General features: G+C 55.4%; 15 protein-coding genes. 11 read left to right on the forward strand and 4 right to left on the reverse strand.

The genetic code is table 11. From position 1 onward, the window contains the following. Positions 1 to 9: 9 nt before the first annotated feature. The 3 genes from floA to HNR65_RS00950 form a co-directional block, all read right to left on the reverse strand. On the reverse strand, positions 10 to 1005 hold the full coding sequence (gene floA / locus HNR65_RS00940; RefSeq protein WP_181549573.1) for a flotillin-like protein FloA: 996 nt from the start codon (positions 1003 to 1005) through the stop codon (positions 10 to 12). 451 nt (positions 1006 to 1456) lie between these two features. After that, positions 1457 to 1939, reverse strand: a complete 483-nt coding sequence (locus HNR65_RS00945; protein ID WP_220128242.1) for an NfeD family protein — start codon at positions 1937 to 1939, stop codon at positions 1457 to 1459. Beyond that, positions 1936 to 3423 carry an NfeD family protein gene (locus tag HNR65_RS00950; protein ID WP_181549574.1) on the reverse strand — a complete coding sequence of 496 codons (1488 nt, stop codon included), beginning with the start codon at positions 3421 to 3423 and terminating at the stop codon, positions 1936 to 1938. The genes HNR65_RS00945 and HNR65_RS00950 overlap by 4 nt, the downstream gene beginning before the upstream one ends. Before the next feature lie 457 nt (positions 3424 to 3880). Between HNR65_RS00950 and HNR65_RS00955 the strand changes: the two genes are divergently transcribed. From HNR65_RS00955 to HNR65_RS01005, 11 genes are all read left to right on the forward strand, one after another. Beyond that, positions 3881 to 5776 carry a bifunctional acetyl-CoA hydrolase/transferase family protein/GNAT family N-acetyltransferase gene (locus HNR65_RS00955; protein ID WP_181549575.1) on the forward strand — a complete coding sequence of 632 codons (1896 nt, stop codon included), beginning with the start codon at positions 3881 to 3883 and terminating at the stop codon, positions 5774 to 5776. 25 nt (positions 5777 to 5801) lie between these two features. Beyond that, entirely contained in the window at positions 5802 to 7769 is a 1968-nt protein-coding gene (gene acs, locus HNR65_RS00960) for an acetate--CoA ligase (protein WP_181549576.1), read from the forward strand. A gap of 33 nt (positions 7770 to 7802) precedes the next feature. Next, positions 7803 to 8846, forward strand: a complete 1044-nt coding sequence (locus tag HNR65_RS00965) for a histone deacetylase family protein (protein ID WP_181549577.1) — start codon at positions 7803 to 7805, stop codon at positions 8844 to 8846. After that, positions 8843 to 10573 (forward strand): AMP-binding protein, encoded by a 1731-nt coding sequence (locus HNR65_RS00970; RefSeq protein ID WP_181549578.1) that lies wholly within the window; start codon positions 8843 to 8845, stop codon positions 10571 to 10573. The genes HNR65_RS00965 and HNR65_RS00970 overlap by 4 nt, the downstream gene beginning before the upstream one ends. A gap of 13 nt (positions 10574 to 10586) precedes the next feature. Beyond that, a complete protein-coding gene (locus HNR65_RS00975; protein ID WP_181549579.1) occupies positions 10587 to 11408 on the forward strand; it encodes a hypothetical protein in 822 nt (273 codons plus the stop codon). A gap of 15 nt (positions 11409 to 11423) precedes the next feature. Next, the gene (locus HNR65_RS00980) at positions 11424 to 13073 is read left to right on the forward strand and encodes a SpoIIE family protein phosphatase (protein ID WP_181549580.1); all 1650 of its coding nucleotides are present in this window, start codon (positions 11424 to 11426) and stop codon (positions 13071 to 13073) included. A 1-nt stretch (position 13074) separates the two neighbouring features. Beyond that, positions 13075 to 13887, forward strand: a complete 813-nt coding sequence (locus HNR65_RS00985; RefSeq protein WP_181549581.1) for an undecaprenyl-diphosphate phosphatase — start codon at positions 13075 to 13077, stop codon at positions 13885 to 13887. A 2-nt stretch (positions 13888 to 13889) separates the two neighbouring features. Beyond that, a complete protein-coding gene (locus tag HNR65_RS00990; RefSeq protein ID WP_181549582.1) occupies positions 13890 to 15428 on the forward strand; it encodes an STAS domain-containing protein in 1539 nt (512 codons plus the stop codon). 182 nt (positions 15429 to 15610) lie between these two features. After that, positions 15611 to 15826, forward strand: coding sequence for a hypothetical protein (locus tag HNR65_RS00995; RefSeq protein ID WP_181549583.1), 216 nt, complete (start codon positions 15611 to 15613; stop codon positions 15824 to 15826). A 110-nt stretch (positions 15827 to 15936) separates the two neighbouring features. Then, positions 15937 to 17718 carry an ATP-binding cassette domain-containing protein gene (locus HNR65_RS01000; protein WP_181549584.1) on the forward strand — a complete coding sequence of 594 codons (1782 nt, stop codon included), beginning with the start codon at positions 15937 to 15939 and terminating at the stop codon, positions 17716 to 17718. Positions 17719 to 17758: 40 nt separating this feature from the next. Continuing rightward, positions 17759 to 18298, forward strand: coding sequence for an acyl-CoA thioesterase (locus HNR65_RS01005; RefSeq protein WP_181549585.1), 540 nt, complete (start codon positions 17759 to 17761; stop codon positions 18296 to 18298). 19 nt (positions 18299 to 18317) lie between these two features. Here the strand turns inward: HNR65_RS01005 and HNR65_RS01010 are convergent, their stop codons facing one another. Then, positions 18318 to 19037 (reverse strand): DUF4197 domain-containing protein, encoded by a 720-nt coding sequence (locus HNR65_RS01010; protein WP_232364600.1) that lies wholly within the window; start codon positions 19035 to 19037, stop codon positions 18318 to 18320. Between the last annotated feature and the right edge of the window lie 235 nt (positions 19038 to 19272).

Consider the following 19272-nt stretch of genomic DNA (forward strand, 5'->3'; position numbering starts at 1 on the left):
CGGCCTTTTTTATTCCTCGGTTTCTGTTTCCTGGCCGCTGCCGTCGTCTTCTTTTCCGCCGATGCTGTCGCGCATCTGGGTGTCGGCCTGGATGTTTTTAAACCGGTAATAGTCCATTATTCCGATGTTGCCGGCGCGCAGGGCCTCTGCCATGGCAATGGGCACCTGGGCCTCGTTTTCCACAACCTTGGCGCGCATCTCCTGAACTTTGGCCTTCATTTCCTGCTCGGCGGCATAGGCCATGGCCCGGCGCTCTTCGGCCTTGGCCTGGGCGATCTTCTTATCGGCTTCGGCCCGGTCGGTTTCCAGCTCTGCACCGATGTTTTTGCCCACATCCACGTCCGCAATATCAATGGAGAGAATCTCATAGGCCGTGCCCGCGTCCAGGCCCTTTTCCAGAACCCGCTTGGAAATGGAGTCCGGATTTTCCAGCACGTTTTTATGACTGTCCGAGGATCCGATGGTGGTGACAATGCCTTCGCCCACCCGGGCCAGGATGGTTTCCTCGCCGGCACCGCCCACCAGCCGGTCAATGTTGGCCCGCACCGTCACCCGGGAGATGGCCTTTAACTGGATACCGTCCTTGGCCATGGCCGCCACCATGGGCGTTTCAATCACCTTGGGATTAACACTCATCTGAACGGCTTCCAGCACATTTCGACCCGCGAGATCAATGGCGGCCGCCCGGTTGAATTTCAGGTCAATGTTGGCCTTGTCAGCGGCGATCAGGGCCTGGATTACGCGCATGACATCACCGCCGGCCAGAAAATGCGATTCCAGATCATTGGTGGAGACTTCCAGCCCGGCCTTGACCGCCATAATTTTGCCATTGACGATAAGCTTTGGGGAAATCTTGCGCAGCCGCATGAAAATGATGTTGAAAAGCCCGATGCTCGCACCGGAAACCAAGGCCTGGACCCACAGGGAAATGGCCGATCCGATAAAGTAGAGCAAAACAATTAAGGCAATGACAAGAATAACGAGAATGATAAATTCGACCGGCATAAATCCTCCTTCAAAAGGTTGCTGTTGTTCAGGGCCGGCAGGCACAAAGCCCCGGACCCTGAACTATTGATGGCACCGTAAAAAGCTTTTTACCGCGTCCGCTGTTGTTGCAGGAAGGAAGCCCTGCGGCCGGGGTCAGTTTTTTCGCTCCTGACCGTTTACGGATTCAGCCAATGCCTTCGCTTAAAATTTACAAACTCGGCCTGTCGGCCTCAAACAGTTTGAAATTTTTTAGCTTCGGCATTTGCTGAATTTTTCCGTAAACGCTCAATGTCGCTTCAGAAACTGACCCCGCCCTTGGACTTCCTTGGAAGTCTGATTTCAGATGGTGCCGTAAAAAGTTTAAGATCAAGGCTTGCGCGATTCCGAAGAATGCAGTGTACTTATCCGTACGTGAAATTCTGAGGAATCGCGCATAACGCAGATATTGAACTTTTTACACCACCATCAACTATTGATCTTTTCGTACCACGATGCGGCTGCCTTCAACGGCAGTAACCGTCACAGCCGATCCCTTTTCAATATAGTCGCCCCTCGTGACCACATCCACGCGTTTTCCGTCAATGACAGCCGTTCCCGCAGGACGCAGATCGGTTGCCGCCTTGCCATGCCGGCCCACATAATCCTCATCTTTTTCCTGATCATAAGAAGAAAATCCGCTTTTGCTCGAAAGACTTGTCTTCAAAGCCAGGGGAGAGCGGGCCAGCAGCTTGAGCCCGGCAATGAGCACCACGGGAATCAAAATAATATCGGCCAGCACAAACACCATGCCCGCAAAAGCGGACACGGCGGTAAACACAAGATAGAGGGAATAGCCGAAGCAGCCCAGGGCCACGATGGTCAGCAGGCCTCCTGAAGGCAGCATGACTTCGGCCAGGAGGACGGCAATGCCGGCCGCCTGAAAGATCACCGGAACAATGTAGGGCTGGATCATGCCGGATCCTTTCTGTCCACGATAATCCGGTTGCCCCGGATATCAATGACTTTTACCAAGGTCCCCTTTTCCAGAAACTGATTTTCCGTGATCACGTCCACCCTTTCATCATTGATTTCCGCCTTGCCCGAAGGCCGCAGATAGGTCAGGGCCACGCCGGTATCGCCCGGATGCACCACCTGTGTGTCTTTGGCGTCTGCATGGGCATCTTTCAGCGATGCGGCCAGGTAAGGCCCTTCCCGGCTGGAGGGGATTTTTGGCATGACATAGCGAATAAACATCAGCCCGGCGACCATGGCCACAAGATAGGCGCCCAGCACCCGCACCCCGTTTTCAATGAGAAGATCCTTCTGCCAGGGAAGGGAAGGGTCGGGCAACACAAAATCCTGCATGGCCAGCACCATGCCGATGACGATAAAAACAATGCCGGCAAATCCGGCAATGCCGAATCCGGGCAGCACAAACATCTCAACGCCCATCAGAATCAGGCCGGCCAGCAAAAGGAAAAATTCCGTGTAATGGGCCAGGCCCACCAGGTACTGGCTCAAAAACACCAGCGCCAGACAGAAAACTCCCACAGCTCCGGGCACGCCAAAGCCCGGAGACTTGATTTCAATATAAAGCCCGGCCAGCCCGATCATCATCAGAATCGGGGCAATGCCGTCGATGAAACGCACCAGGGCCTCGGACCAGGTCTCCTCGATGCGGATGCGTTCGTATGCCGCCATATCCAGATTGCTGAGCAGGGCATCGATGGAGTCCACAGTCATCATGGACAGGCCGTAGGAAAGTGCCTCGGCATCGTGGAGGGTCAGCAGTTCACCGGCCTCCACTATGGTTTTTTTCGATGTCACGGCCTTTTTTTCGTTTTCGCTCAGGTCCTCAAACTGCTGAGCATCCATGTAAACAGTTGTGCCGTCGGTCATGGTGACTTCCAGGACATGCTTTTCCTTGGTCACCATGGCCTCGACCAATGCCGCGGGATAGCCGTTTCTTTCAGCCAGGGCCCGAAACTTGGCCCGGATGGGGGATTGAAATTTTTCGCCCAGTTCCCTGGGCCCTTCGCTGGACTGCATGATCGGGGCCACATCCCCGATGGTGCTTCCCGGGGCCATGGCAAGGTTTCCGCAGGCAAGGGCAATCAGGGCGCCGGCGGATATGGCCTTGGGCGAGACATAGGCAATGGTCTGATCCCCGGGGATTTTGAGAAGCGTGTCAACAATTTCCAGGGCGGAATCCACCCGGCCGCCAAAGGTGTTGATTTCAAAAACAGCCGGGGCCCCCGGATTTTGGGAGACTTCCTGGCGGGCCCGTTCCACGAAAGCCGCCATGCCCGGATCCACGGTGCCGGAAATCGGAATCACAAAAACCTGCCGATCGGCTTCATTCCGTGCGTCCGGCCGGGCCGCAAGCCATCCAGAGCCCATTAGCAAAAGACACAGAAAAACAACAATTCGCGGCCGAAAAACCGGGTTCTGGTGCATGAGCGTTTCCGAATTCGCCAAAAAAGAAAGAAAAAGGACAATCAATTAAAGATTTTAATTTTGTTCAAATTATACCGCCTGCCCCTTCGGTGTCAAGCCGAAACGCCGGAATAGCCGGTTTCGCAAAATCCCGGCCCCGACACTCAGAAAAATCAAGGTTTCCAATTTTGATGCAGTCGTAAAAAGTCTGATCTCAGATGGTGCCGTAAAAAGTTCAAGATCAAGACTTGCGCAATTTCGAAGAATGCAGCATAGTTAGCTGTACGTGAAATTCTGAGAAATTGCGCGTAACGCAAATATTGGACTTTTGCCGCGCCATCAATTTTGTATTGGCACCAATGTTTTGTATATGGTACAGTGTTTACAATTATTCGGTTTTGTTCAATTTTATGCACCGGCAAATCAGGGGCTTGTTTTTTCCCAAAACCCCTTTCAAAGTCTGGAAAAAGGAGTGACCATGGCTGTCAAATACTGGCCGGATGAATACATCAAAAAACGCCGAAGTGCAAAACAGGCCATGCAGCTTCTCAAATCGGGCCAGCGCGTGTTTGTGGGATCCTCCTGCGGCGAGCCCCAGCATCTGGTCGACACCCTGGTCAACGAGGCCCCTCATTTAACAGATCTTGAAGTGGTCCGGCTCATGAGTCTGCAAAGCTCGCCCCTGACCCGGCTGGCCAACCAGGGCACCTTTGAGCAGTTCAGCATCCGCAGCATTTACCAGGGTTCTGCCGGGGCCCGGCACATGGAGGCCAACCGGCCCTATATCACCCCCATGAACCTTTCGGCGGTGCCCAACCTGTTTAAAAAACGCCATCTGCCCATCAATGCGGCCCTGGTCCAGACATCGCCGCCCGACGACTTCGGCTGGATGAGCCTGGGCATTTCCGTGGACGTGGGCCTTGAGGCGCTGCGCGCCGCAGACATGGTCATCGTCCAGGTCAACGAAAACATGCCCCGGGTGCTGGGCCACAGCTTTATCCATGCAAATGACGTGGACGTGGTGGTGGAGCAAGACGAGGATCTGCTGACCATCGGCCAGCTTCCGGAGTTTGAATCCGCCCATCGCATAGCGCGCCTGGTGGCCAACCTCATTGAGGACGGCTCCACCTTCCAGCTCGGCCTGGGGGCCACGCCCAAAGCGATTCTGCTGGCGCTTTCAAGCAAAAATGATCTGGGCGTGCACACCCAGTTTGTGATCGACGGGATCATGGATCTGGTTTCCATGGGAGTGATTACAAACAAGTACAAGGGATTAAACGACGGCAAGATCGTGGCCACAAACGCGGTGGGCTCTCAAAACCTCTATGAATTTGTCCATGACAATCCCTCCATTGAGTTCTATCCGTCTGATTACGTCAACAACCCCACCATCATCGGCCAGCACAACAAGATGGTGTCGATCAACATGGTCATGGAAATGGATTTAACCGGCCAGGCGGCAGTGGATGCGCTTCCGCATAACTATTTTGCCGGGGTTTCCAGCATACTGGATTTCACCCGGGGGGCGGCGGCCTGCCCGGAAGGCAAATCCATACTACTGATTCCCTCCACTTCCATGGACGGCAAGACCAGCCGCATCTTACCGGAAATAAAGTCCGGGGGAGTGGTGGTGCCCCGCACGGATGTCTCCTATGTGGTCAGCGAATACGGTGCAGTAAACCTGTTTGGCAAAAACCTTCAGGAGCGGGCCACGGCCATGATCAGCCTGGCACACCCGGATTTCAGAAACGAGCTTTTTGAAAAAGCCAAGGATCTGGGGCTGATGACCAAATACCGCAAACTCTCGGAGTCGCTTAGAAGCGTCTACCCCGCGGGGCTCGAGGAAATCCGGAAAATCCGGGGACAGGCCGTGACCTTCCGGCCGGCCAAGCCGGTGGATGACCGCAGGATCCAGGAACATTTCTACAACCTGGACAAAAGCGATGTGATCGCCCGGTTTTTTTATGAAAAGACCCAGTTTCTGCGCGATGACGTCAAATCCATCATTGAAACCGATTACGTGCGCAACCTCACCATCGTGGCTTTGACCGGCGAGTTCGGGTTTGGCTCGGTTATCGGCATCGGGGCCTACATGCTTGAGCCCAGTCACAACATGGCCGAGGTGGCGTTTTCCGTGAGCAAGAAATGGCAGGGCACTGGCATTGCCGGCATTCTGCTGCACAAACTCGCAGAAGCCGCACGGGACAATCATATCGAAGGGCTGGTGGCCTATACAGAACCATCCAACAGCGCAATGATAAAACTTTTTGGAAAACTGCCATATAAAATCCACAAAAACCGGGAGGAGGATATCCTTGTTCTGAGCTGTCGATTCGACGAACCCGACGAGCAGCAGAAAGCAGAAACCAAATAACCATCCAAAACCCCAAGGAGGTTTTATGACGGAAAGCACGGAAGTTTACGGTGAACACCTGGCAGAATTTCAAAAAACCGCCTATATCAAGGGCATGGACGAATACCAGAAGCTCTACAAGCAGTCTGTTGAGGATCCCGAGGGTTTCTGGGCGCAGCAGGCGGAAAAATACCTGTCCTGGGAAAAAAAATGGGATCAGGTACTGGATTATGATTTTACCGAAGCCAGAATCAGCTGGTTTTCCGGCGGTGTGCTCAATGCGTCCTACAACTGCCTGGACCGCCATCTGGACACCATTGCCGATAAGATCGCCTATTACTGGGAGGGCGATAATCCCGAGGAAACAAAAGCGGTCACCTACAAAGATCTTTACACCCGGGTCAACCGGTTTGCCGCAGTGTTGAAAAACAACGGCGTCAAAAAGGGCGACCGGGTGATTATTTATATGCCCATGATCGTGGAACTGCCGGTTTCCCTGCTGGCATGTGCGCGCATCGGGGCCATTCACAGCGTGGTATTCGGCGGTTTTTCCGCAGACGCCATTGCCAACCGGATAAAGGACTGCGGCGCAAAAGTTGTGATCACCGCTGACGGCGGATACCGGGGCGGAAAGCCCGTATCCCTGAAAGACAACGTGGACAAGGCCATGGAAAAATGTCCGGACGTGGAAACGGTCATCGTGGTCAACCGCACTGATTCGGGCATTCCCTTAAAACCGGGCAAAGAGGTGTGGTGGCACGAGGAAGAGGAAAAAACCGCAGCCGACACATTTGTGGCCCCGGAGCCCATGGACGCCGAAGACCCGCTGTTTATCCTGTATACCAGCGGCAGCACCGGCAAGCCCAAGGGCGTGGTCCACACCCATGCCGGCTATCTGCTCTACACGGCCATAACCACCCGCCTGGTCTTTGATCTAAAAGACGACGAGGTGTTTTGGTGCACGGCGGATATCGGCTGGATTACCGGCCACAGCTACATTGTCTACGGCCCCCTGTGCTGCGGACTGACCGGAGTGATGTTTGAAGGCGTGCCCAACTATCCGGACTTTGACCGGTTCTGGGCCATTGTGGAGAAATACCGGATCAACAAGTTCTACACGGCCCCCACGGCCATCCGCGCCCTGGCCCGGGAAGGCGAGTCGCATGTGGAAAAACATGACCTGTCATCACTGAGCCTTCTGGGCACGGTGGGCGAACCCATAAACCCGGAGGCATGGCGCTGGTATTACAAAAACGTGGGCAAAAGCCGGTGTCCGATTATTGACACCTGGTGGCAGACCGAAACCGGCGGCCACATGCTCACCCCCCTTCCCGGGGTGGCCCCGGTCAAGCCGGGCTCCTGCTCGTTTCCCTTCTTTGGCGTGGACCCGGTGATCCTCGATGACACCGGCGAGCCGGTGAAATTCCCGGATGAAGAAGGCCTGCTTTGTATCCGCAAACCGTGGCCGGCAATGGCCAGAACCGTATACGGCGATCACGAGCGGTTCCGGGAAACCTATTTCAGCCAGGTGCCGGGAATGTATTTCACCGGCGATGCCGCCAAAAAGGATGCAGACGGTTACTACTGGATTATCGGCCGCATTGACGATGTGATCAATGTCTCGGGCCATCGCCTGGGCACCGCAGAGCTCGAATCCGCACTGGTGCTTCATCCCAGCGTGGCCGAGGCCGCGGTGGTGGGCTTTCCCCATCCCATCAAGGGACAGGGCATCTACGCCTTTGTCATCCTCAAGGCCAATGCCACGGCCTCTGACGCGCTTAAAAAGGAACTTGTGGGCCAGGTGAGAAACGAGATCGGCCCCATTGCCACCCTTGACATTGTCCAGTTCACAGACGGGCTGCCCAAGACCCGCTCCGGCAAGATCATGCGGCGCATCCTCAAAAAGATATCTGCAGGAAAGCTCGACGAACTGGGCGACACTTCCACGATTGCCGATGAAAGCGTCATTGACAAGCTCGTGGAAAACCGGGTGAACATTGAAAACCTCAAGTGATCACGTGCTGAAAAAAACCGAAGAAAGCCGAAAATGGGGTTAACCGTCGGGGTGACAAGGGATGATCGGTTTGTGGAGCACAAAACCGGTCATTTCCACCCCGAACACCCCAGACGGATCCGTGAACTCTACCGGATGCTGGACCGGGATTTTTCGGGCCGGGTCATGGAATTCCAGCCGCAGCCCGCAGCCCTGGAGGACGTGGAGCGGGTGCATACGCCGGCCCATGTCCGCCGGATTCTGAAAACCGCAGAACTGCCGATGACCAACCTGGCCCCGGACACCCCGGTGAGCGCCATGTCCCACATGGCCGCCTGGCTGGCGGCAGGCGCCTGCCTCCAGGGCGTTGACCTGCTCATGGAAAAACAGTGCCAGGCCTTTTTCGCCCTTATCCGGCCGCCGGGCCACCACGCCCTGCCGGACCGCTCCGGGGGCTTCTGCGTTTTCAACAACATTGCCGTGGCAGCCGAATATGCCCGGGCCCGCCACAATGCCCGCCGGATTCTGGTGGTGGACTGGGACGTGCACCACGGAAACGGCATCAACGACATTTTCTACGAAAACGACCGGATTTATTATTTCTCCACCCATGACCGGATGCTTTATCCCTATACCGGCGCCATACAGGAGACCGGGGCCGGACCGGGACGGGGATACACCATGAACATAGAATTGTCCCGGGAATTTACGGACCAGGACATGGTGTATTTGTATTCCCGAACCCTGGTGCCGGTTATCCGGGGTTTTGCACCGGAACTGATCATGGTGGCAGCCGGATTTGACGCCCATTGCGATGATCCTGTGGGAAGATGCTTTTTTTCCGAAAACATCTATGCCCGCCTGACCCGGCTGATCCTCGATGCCGCAGAAACCGCCCGGGGCAAAACCCCGCTGCTTTTTGCCCTGGAAGGCGGATACGAGCCTCCGGCCCTTGTCAGGTGCGTGGGCAATGTGATATCGGAATTAACGGCAGATACGGATCAAATCCCGCAGATCCCGGATTCGGCCTCCCCGGAAGCCCTTGACCGGGTCGGCCGGATTTTGGAAATCCATCAACCCTTTGGAGTCATGGAATGATCAAAGCCCGCATTCCTGCGGTCGCCCCGGAGGCTGCAAACCTTCGGGACTACAGCCGGGCCCGGCAAACCTTTTCCTGGAAAGAGGCGGAAAAACAACTGCGCCGGCAAAGCGGCAGCATGGTCAACATTATTGCCGATTCCCTGGATTTTTGGGCTGATGATCCCCAAAGGGCCGATCAGCCGGCCCTGATATTTGAGGCAAACAGCCGGCGGGAAAGCCTTTCCTACCGGCAGATGCGCGATATGTCAGCCAGATGGGCCAACCTGCTGACCCGGTTCGGATTTGCCGAAGGCGACCGCCTGCTTTTGTTTCTGCCTCCCTGCCCGGAAGCCTATTTTGCCATGGCCGGGGCTGCCCGCATGGGCGTGATGTTCTGCCCGGTGTTTTCCACTTCCGGCTTCTACGAACTGGAAGTGCGCTTAGACAATATTTCGCCCCGGGGCGTGCTCACCCATCCGGATCTGGCCGAACAGATCCCGGTGGACCTGAGTTCCCGGCTCGCCCATATCCTGCTGGTATGCGGCCCGGCGCCCGAGCTGTTTGAACAGGAAACCATCATCGAAAACATGGCAAAAACCATGTCAGCTGAATTTCCCACAGCCCTGCTGCCGCCTGACACGCCTTTGTACCTGATCTACACCTCGGGTTCCACCCGGCCGCCAAAAGGCATTGTGCACACGCACTCGGACATGACCGGGATGCAGACGACGGCCAGGTGGGTTCTGAATCTCAAGGACGACACGGTATTATGGACCGATGCAGACCCGGCCTGGGTCACGGGTACGGTTTACGGCGCCTTTGCCCCCTGGCTCTGCGGGGTCACCAGCGTGGTCATCCGCCAGCCGTTTACCGCGGCCAACTGGTATCGGGCCCTGGAAAATCTGGGGGTCAGCACCTGGTACACCACCCCGCGGGTGCTGCGGGATCTCATGGAAGCCGGCGATGATCTGCCCACCCGATACGACCTGTCTGCCCTAACCCACATCTGCACCGTGGGCGCCCCCCTGCCGCCGGCAATGCTGTACTGGACCCGGCAGCATATCGGGGCCACGCCCCATGACACCTGGTGGATGACAGAAACCGGGATGATCTGCATTGCCAACCTGCCGGGCACAGATATCAAGCCCGGATCCATGGGCCAGCCCCTGCCGGGCATTGAAGCGGCAATCTTAGATGACAACGGCGAACCCCTGCCGGCGCTTTCCCTGGGGGAACTGGCCCTGCGGCCCGGGTGGCCGGGCCAGATGTCGCAGATCTGGAAGGAGCCGGACCGGTTTGCCGGATATTTTAAAAACGGCTGGTTTGTCACCGGAGACATTGCCGTGGAAGACGAAGAGGGTTATTTTTATCATCAGGGCAGAAACGATGACCTGATCAAAGCAGGAGACGACAAGGTCATCGGCCCGTTTGAAATCGAGCAGGTGCTGTGCATGCATCCAGCCGTGGCCGAAGCCGCAGTCATCTCCAAGGGCCGGGAGCCGGGCCGTGGCATCTCGCATCTAAAGGCTTATGTTACCTTAAAACAGGGCAATACGCCGTCCAATCGGCTCAACTATGAAATCCGGGCATTTTTAAAGGGCAACCTTTCATCTGAATTGCTGGTGCGGGAACTGGTCTTTCTTGACAAACTGCCCAAAACCATCAGCGGCAAACTTCTGCGAAGGGTGCTGCGGGCCCGGGAACTTGGACTGCCCGGGGGTGACCCGTCGCGGATGCAGGATTAGCGGGAAAACAGCCATGTCATTTAAGCAGAACTTAAAGCAGAAAATTGAAATCGACCGGCTGACCCGGCAGGTGCTGGCCTCGCTGACACCCACGGAAAGCGGCACGCACATAGACAAGACCGCAATGCGCCAACTGCTGGACAAAGCCGGGTATCAGAAACGGATTGAGCGGGGCACGGAAATGCTGAGCCGGGATTTTAATGCGCAGTTGCCGGAAATTATCGTGCTTGACGCAGAGCTGCCGCTGTACCGAACAAATCCGGCCGACGTGGTGATGCGCAAAAACCCTGTCTTAAAAGAAATGCTTTCCATTCGAAACGCCATGCGCATATTAAATGACAAGGACGTGGTGGTATCCAGAAAAACCGATACCGTCATGATGGTTCACGGCCAGTGCGTCCATAAGCTTGACCTGGATTACAGCCGCAAAGATATTTCCGCCCTTGGCCGTCAGGGGGCAGCGGGCCTGGAGGAAGCGGCATCCGGCGACGTTGTGGAATCCCTGGAACTTTTTGCGGAACTGCTGGATCTGCGCCCGGCCCCTGCTTCTGCAAAACTGCCGGAAACCTGGATCTGGGGACAACGGGGCGTGGACAGAAACAACGCCCAGGTTTTCGGCAATCCCCTGATTCTGTTTTTCCCCTCAGAAAACCGGCTGAATCTGTTTCACACAGCCGTGGCCGGCACCGGCCGAACGTCAAAAAAGGCCATTGAAGACATGCTGGCAAAAGGCGGCAAGGCCGATCTTGAAGACACAGCCATCTTTGACTGGCTGGTTGACCAGGTCATGGAACACCCGCCGGCACACAAACCCATTGACTCTTTTTCCGCCTAGTGCCAGATTGCCGCCATGACCGATTTTGAAAAATCACAACATACCGGCACCGGGGCGCCGTGGGTGCTGGTGGCAGATGACGACCCTGCCACGCGCCTGCTGCTGCGCAAAAAACTGGAAAAAAGCGGCTATCATGTGGTCTGTGCCAAAACCGGCAAAGAGGCGGTGGAACAACTCTCCGACAACATTGCCTCAGCGGTGCTGGATTTGAAAATGCCCGAGGGCGACGGGCTGTACTGCCTCCGCTACATCCGGCAGCACTATCCGGACATGGCCCCGCTGATGCTCACGGCCAGCGAAAACATTGCCAATGCTGTGGAGGCCATGAAACAGGGAGCGCTTGATTATGTGACCAAGCCCTTTAATCCCGGACAGGTGGCCGCCCTGGTGGACAAGTCCGTGGAAACCTGTCGCCAGACCAGGCGTCTGAAAACAGCGGAAAAAAAGCTGGAGCAGGCCCGGCAGCACCAGCTTTTCGTGGCCACTCAGATCCAGCACTCCCTGCTTTTGGGCCGGCCCCCCGAGGATCTGTCCGGCATGCAGATTGCCCGCATGACCATTCCTTCCCAGCAGATTGACGGGGATTTCTACGATTTCATCCAGCTGAGCCCGGACAGCCTTGATGTGGTGGTGGCCGATATCATGGGCAAGGGGATCATGGCCGCATTCATGGCCGCTGCCTTGAAAAGCGCTTTTTTGCGGGTGATCAACGAAACCCGTTCCCTGCCGGAACAAAACGGCCAACCCAATCCGGAACAGATTGTGGCCGGGGTTCACCGCCATATGATCGAACAGATGAATGAACTGGAAACCTTTGTCACCTTTTGCTACGGACGGTTTGATTTTGTGCGGCACCGGTTTGTTTTCGTGGATTGCGGCCATGTCCGGACCATTCACTGGCAAAGAGCCGAAAGCCGCATCCATTTGCTCAGCGGGGTGAACATGCCCCTGGGTTTTCCGGAAACCGCACCGTTTCAGCAGATGACCGTTTCCTTTGCCCCGGGCGACATGTTTGTGTTCTATTCCGACGGGGTGACCGAAGCGGCCGATCCGGATGGAAATTTATACGGAGAGGACCGGCTTGCGGCCCTGGTGGAGAAAAACGCAGAAATGGATGGAAATGCCATGATTGCTGCCATTTATAACGACGTGGTGGATTTTACGGGAACAGAAGTGTTTTCAGATGATTTTACCTGCGTGTGCGCAAAAATCCAACCCCGGAACCGGTCGGACCGGGTCTTGTCTTCCAGGTCTTTGAGCATTGACAGCGACCTGGAAAACCTCAAAAAAGTGCGATTCTTTATCCGGGGTTTCTGTCGGGAATACGGGGCCGGCAGCCTGGATGAACTTCGCATTTCCCAGTTGGAAGTGGCAGCAACAGAGCTGGTGGCCAATATCATCAAACATGGCCTGGACCAGGTTGCCGGCCACAAAATCCATATTATTGCAACGGTTTATACAGACCGCATTGAAATGGAGTTCCGTGATCCCGGAAAACCCTTCGATCCCACATCCATAGCACCCCCGGTGCTTGACGGGTCCCGTGAAAACGGCATGGGCTGCTACCTGATTTCCCAGTTTGTGGATCACATCTCTTACCACCGGGATGAAGCGGCCGGCATCAATTCGGCCCGCATCCAAATCCTGCTGTTTGCAAAGGATTGACATGACGTTTCTCCAGGCCATTGCTTTGGGAATCATCCAGGGAGTGACCGAATTTCTGCCGGTAAGCAGTTCCGGCCACCTTGTATTGTTTCAAAATCTGCTGGGCCTTAAAGACCCGGAACTGGCCTTTGATGTGGCTGTGCACATGGGCACCCTGGCGGCCGTGTGCATCTATTTTCGCAAAGACATTGCCGCCATTGCGTTGCAAACCGGAAAATGGCTCTTTTACAGCCAATGGCGCAGCCGGCAGCCAACGCCTTCTGAAGTGTGCATGGCAGGCCTGATCTTTGCCGGATCGATCCCAACGGCAATCATTGGCATAGGATTCCACGGTATTGCGGATACGCTTTTTTCATCAGTGCTGCTTGTGGGATTCATGCTGATTGTCATGGGCTTTTGGATGTGGTTTACCCGATGTAAACAGCAGCCGGACCTGCGAAATTCCGTTCCCGGCACCGGGGATGCCCTTCTGATTGGCGTTGCCCAGGGCATGGCCATTATTCCGGGCATTTCACGCTCCGGGGCCACCATTGCCGCGGCCCTTTATCTGGGCATTGACCGGACCACTGCAGCCCGGTTTTCGTTTCTGCTCTCCATTCCGGCCATTGCCGGGGCCGCACTGCTCAACGCAATAGACGCACCCATCACCGGAACCGCCCATTTGCCGGTAATCCTGGCAGGAACGGCTGCTGCCGGGATCATGGGATATGCCGCCCTGTCGCTGCTGGTATACCTGGTAAAAAAAGGAAAACTGTCTTTTTTTGCTCCCTATTGCTGGATTGTAGGGGGTGTGATTGTCTTTCTGGCATGGTGAACATGAAACCTGCACTTTTTGAAACCACAGTTCTTCTGGGCGTTCCCATTGACAACCTGGGACTGGATGAAGCCGTGGACCGGATCTTTTCCATGGCGGACGCCTATGCAAGAGACGGCCGGCCCCGCCTTGCCGTGGCTGTGGATGCCGATACCATCATCAGAATGAATGCGAAACCAAATGCCCGCACCGGGCATAGCCGGGACTGGATCAACGCCATGCGCCATTCGGATCTGATGATGCCCATGGGCCGGGCCACTGCCTGGGCAGCCCGCAGTATGGGCACTCGTCTCAAGCCGCCCTTTTCCGGGGATCAATGGTTTGACAAGTTTCTCAGGCTTGCTGAAAAAAAACAAAAAAGCCTGTTTCTGGTAGGCCACAGCTCCCGGGAGGTAAATACTGCAGCCGATCTGCTCCGACCGGCCTATCCGGATATCCGGCTGGCGGGCTGGGTGGCGTTTGGCCGCCGCCATAACCCAAAGCCGGAGAACAGCTCTGACACCGGGTTGCAGGATGAAATCAACAGCTCTTACGCAGACTTTCTTCTTATTGACCTGCAGGACCCGCGGGTTGGGTCCTGGCTGGCCCGGCATCGGCATCGGCTAAACATTCCCGTCACTCTTGCGTTTACCGGTTCGCGGCAGATCACATCAGGCATTGCCAGACACCTGCAGGGCAGGGGCGGAAATTTCTCCCTGTTTTTTTACAGTATCTGGCGCCAGTTTCTTCATACACCCGTGGTATTTGGATTCAAAGTGCTGCCCATTGTCGTCTACCAGCAGTACCAGCACCTGGTCCACAAGCTGTTTCATGCCCGCCCGCCAACGGCCTCGGTAAAAGCCAGCATGTCCCGCTCCCCTCAGGGAACCATTTTAAAAATCATTGTCCTGCCCGATCCCCTGGACGCATCTGTTATCGGGGAGATCAAGGATGAGCTCAAAAGCATGATCCGCCAGGCGCCCAAGATTGTCCTTGATCTTTCCGATGTTTATTTCATGGACTCCTCCGGACTCGGCCTGCTGCTTGCCTTGTGGCGCACGGCTGCGGCCGGAAACCGGCAGATTTTCCTTGTGGGCGTCCGTCCTCCGGTTTACCGGTTTTTCAAAGTCAGCCGCACCCTGGATTTTTTCGAAAAAAGCATCCTGCCGGACCAGGATGCGGCCATTGAAATTTTGTCCCGCAACTCCCGGGGCTCCTCGTTTTATTATCTTGCCGTAATCCGGGGCAGAGCTACGGTCTTTCATCTCTACGGCCAGCTCGACGCCCCCAGTGCCGCTGGCATGGATATGGAATCGGTCATCGAAACCATAGGAGATCGAAACGCCATATTCAATCTGGCCGGCTTAAAATTTATTGACAGCGCGGGCATGCATCTGTTTATTCAAATTCAACGACATGCGGCAAGAAACGGCCGCACCTGCATTTTCTGCGGCCTCAGCCCCCAGGTGCGGCAGATGTTTGAAATTTTACGGCTTGATGAACTTTTTTTCGTCACTGAAGACATCCCTGCAGCCGAAAAAATTCTGTCTGACAATATTTGATGGATTCGTAAAAAGTCGATTTTCAGATGGATTCGTAAAAGTTCAAGATCAAGGCTTGCGCAATTTTGAAGAATGCAGCGTACTTAATTGTACGTGAAATTCTGAAAAATTACGTGTAACGCAGATATTGGACTTTTTGCGGTGCCATCATATTTAAACAAACCCAAGGAGATATTTTTTCCATGAACACCTGCTCTTTAACCCAGTTTCTCGAGGCCCTGGAACCCTGGCTGTCCACCGATTACATCCGCAAGGGACATATTGATGAAAACGGCGACGTGGTGCTCATGTTCACCGACGGGGTCAAAAACGTCTACCGCATCACTGACTGCGACCAGGCCCAGCTCAACAATATCATTGAAAAAATCCGCAGCAAGGGCATCGTCTTTGAGGCGTGATAAGCAACCCCCTCTGCCTTTGGGCAAAATCATCACCCGCAGGGCCCGGAACAGAATGAGGGCTGTGTACTGCCGGCCTTCAATCGGATAAATAAGGAAGCATCATTTATATGGCATTAATTAGCATTCAGGAGGTCAGCTGGGGCATTGGCCGGCCGTACCTGCTTGACGGGATAAGCGGCAATATTGAAAAAGGCGAGCGGGTGGGGCTTTTGGGACGCAACGGGGCGGGAAAATCAACCCTGCTGCGGATCATTGCCGGGCAGATCCAGCCGGAAACCGGAGAAATTGTCTGTCAGCAGGGCACCCGGGTGGCTGCCCTGGAACAGGAAGTGCCCGCAGGCTTTAAAGGCACCATTTTTGAGGTTGTGGCCCGCGGCATGGGAAATAACCAATGGGCGCCGCAGCAGCAGGTGGAAAGCATTTTGTCCCGCACCGGCCTGGATCCGGACGCGGATTTTGCAGACCTGTCGGCAGGCATGAAGCGCCGGGTTTTATTTGCCCGGGCCCTGACCCGGGACCCGGATCTGCTGCTGCTCGACGAACCCACCAATCACCTGGACATCAACAGCATTGTCTGGATGGAAGAATTTCTGCTCCGCCATGTCAAAACACTGCTTTTTGTCACCCATGACCGCGCTTTTCTGCAGCGGATCGCAACCCGGATCATGGAAATTGACCAGGGCCGGATAATCTCCCATGCCTGCGACTACCCGACCTTTCTGATGCGCCGCCAGGCCGAACTTGATGCAGAAGCCCGGCAGCAGCGAAATTTTGATAAAAAACGCGCCGAAGAAGAAGCCTGGATCCGGCAGGGGGTCAAGGCCAGGCGCGCGCGCAATCAGGGCCGGGTGCGCGCCCTGCAGCAAATGCGGGAAACGGTGCGCCAACGCCGGGCCGCCACGGGCCAGGCGCGCATGGAGCCCCAGGAGGCTGAGCGAACCGGAAAACTGGTTATCCGGGCCAAAGCTTTGACCCATACCTTCGGCATTTCCCCGATTGTGGACAACTTTTCCACCATGATCATGCGGGGGGATAAAATCGGCATTATCGGGCCCAACGGGATCGGCAAAACAACCCTGATCCGCCTGCTTTTGGGCGAGGTTGCCCCGGATTTTGGCACCGTTGACCACGGCACCCGCCTGCAGCCCGCCTATTTTGACCAACTCCGGACCCGCCTGGATGAGCAGAAAACCGTCATGGAAAATATCTCCACAGACAATGATTATATTGTGTTCAACGGCCGGCGGCGGCATGTGGTCGGCTATCTACAGGACTTTCTTTTCTCCGCCGAGCGCTGCCGCACACCGGTCCATGTGCTTTCCGGAGGGGAGAGAAACCGGCTGATGCTGGCAAAGCTCTTTACCCGGCCCGCCAACCTGCTCGTGCTTGACGAACCCACCAATGACCTGGATGCCGAAACCCTGGAACTGCTCGAAGAGCTTTTGGTCAACTTTGAGGGCACCCTTTTGATGGTCAGCCATGACCGGCAGTTTTTAAACAATGTGGTGACAAGCACCCTGGTTTTTGAGGGCAATGGAAAAGTAACCGAATATGCCGGGGGATATGATGACTGGCTGGCCCAGCGGCCAGTTCCCGAAGACCCGGAGCCCGCCGGCAAAGCCCAAAAGCCCCGGCCCCGGAAAACCCCCGGAGCTTCCAGATCCAGGGGACTGAACTTCAATCAAAAAAAAGAATTAAAGGCCCTGCCTGAAACCATTGAAGCCCTGGAAGCCGAACAAAGCAGCCTTCAGTCCGCCATGGCCGGACCGGATTTCTACAAGCAGGACAAACAGACCATTCTGGCCCATCAAAAGCGGCTTGAGACAGTGGAAGCCCGGATCGCTGAAGCCTACCAGCGCTGGGAGGAATTAGAAGCTTTTGCGCAATAGAACCAAAAAATCAATTCAGGAAAAACAAAGGAAGCTTTCCATGACCCCGCACACGGATAACAACTGCGGCATCACCGGCCCGCAAAACGGGTGCCGGGCGAGCCTGGCCCAGATTACAGCCCTGCCCCGGCATCACCGGGAAGTCATCCCGGAAGCCTATCTCGATGCCATGGGCCACATGAACGTTCGCTGGTACATGGCTCTTTATGACCAGGCCACCTGGGATTTTTTTCAAACCATCGGCATGACCCCGGACTATTTTCAGACCCAAAATGCCGGGGCTTTTGCCTTACGGCAGTTTATCCAATATTTCAGCGAAATCCGCGCAGGGCAGACTGCGTGCGTGCACACTCGGGTGCTGGGCCGCACGGACAAACGCTTTCATTTCATGCACTTTATGATCAACGAAACCACAGCCCAAGTGGCCTCAAGCTTTGAGTCCCTGGGCACTCACGCGGATCTGAAACAACGGCGCTCTGCACCGTTTCCGGCCTTTATGACGGAAAAAATCGACGCCCGGCTCCGGCACGACACCCAGCTGGACTGGGAAGCGCCTGTGTGCGGGGTTTTAACTCTTTGAGCGACCCGTTCCAGCGAGCTCAACTGGAACCGAAAACCCGCTTTAACAAATCAGTGGTCTGTCTGGCGGGATCCTCGCGGATGGCGGCTTCTTCATCGGCCATGTAATAAAAAATCCCGTCCATGCCCTTTTCAGTGACATAGTCGGTGAGGTTGGCCTTGACATCCGGAACAAAAGGCATGGATTGATACTTGGTCATCAACTTGTCATAGGCCTGAACCGCCCCGGCCTCTGAGAGCTTGTCCTGGATTACCGGGCGCATTTTTTCAGCCAGGGGATCGGCCATTTTGCCCCTGAAATACCGGGTGGCCGAATCTTTGGGGCCGTTGTAGATCTGTTTGACATCCTCGAAAGTCATGTCTGCAATGGCGTCTAAAAAAAGCGCCTTTGCTTCAGGTGCGGCTTTTTCCGCAGCCCGGTTGAGCTTTAATTCCAGGTCATCGGCCAAATAGGACATCCCGGCTTTTTCCAGGGTTGTCTGAACAACCGAAAATTGTTCCGGCAGGGGAATATGCACATCCGGATCCGCATTAAACCCGCCTTCCTGACCCAACTGCGCAACAACCTTTCTGGCGCCCTTGGTCAGGGCCTGTTTAAAAGCCTCACTGATTTCATTGGCAGTCAGGGCCCCGGCAGTGGATGCAGATTTTTCTCCGTTTTGCTGGCCTGAACCGGAAAAAATTTTAAGCCCTTTTTCAAAGAGGTTTTCCGCATTGCCCGGGGTGACCGTCCAAGCCAAAAGGACAACCGCGCATATAACAGCAACGCGCTCATATTTTTTTGTTTCACGTGAAAACAACAGCATGTCACTCCTCCAAATGAAATTGGTGGCGCTCCTGGTTTAAAAATCCGAACATGTTTATTTAACCATAGCCCTTGAACGAAAAAAATCAAATCGCAACCCAGGCGTTGATGATTTTTGGCAGGTGCAAATCCATGGAGGGCCGGCGGAGAACCGCTGCATTGAATGAGGC

This window comes from Desulfosalsimonas propionicica (genome assembly GCF_013761005.1).
GTDB lineage: Bacteria > Desulfobacterota > Desulfobacteria > Desulfobacterales > Desulfosalsimonadaceae > Desulfosalsimonas > Desulfosalsimonas propionicica.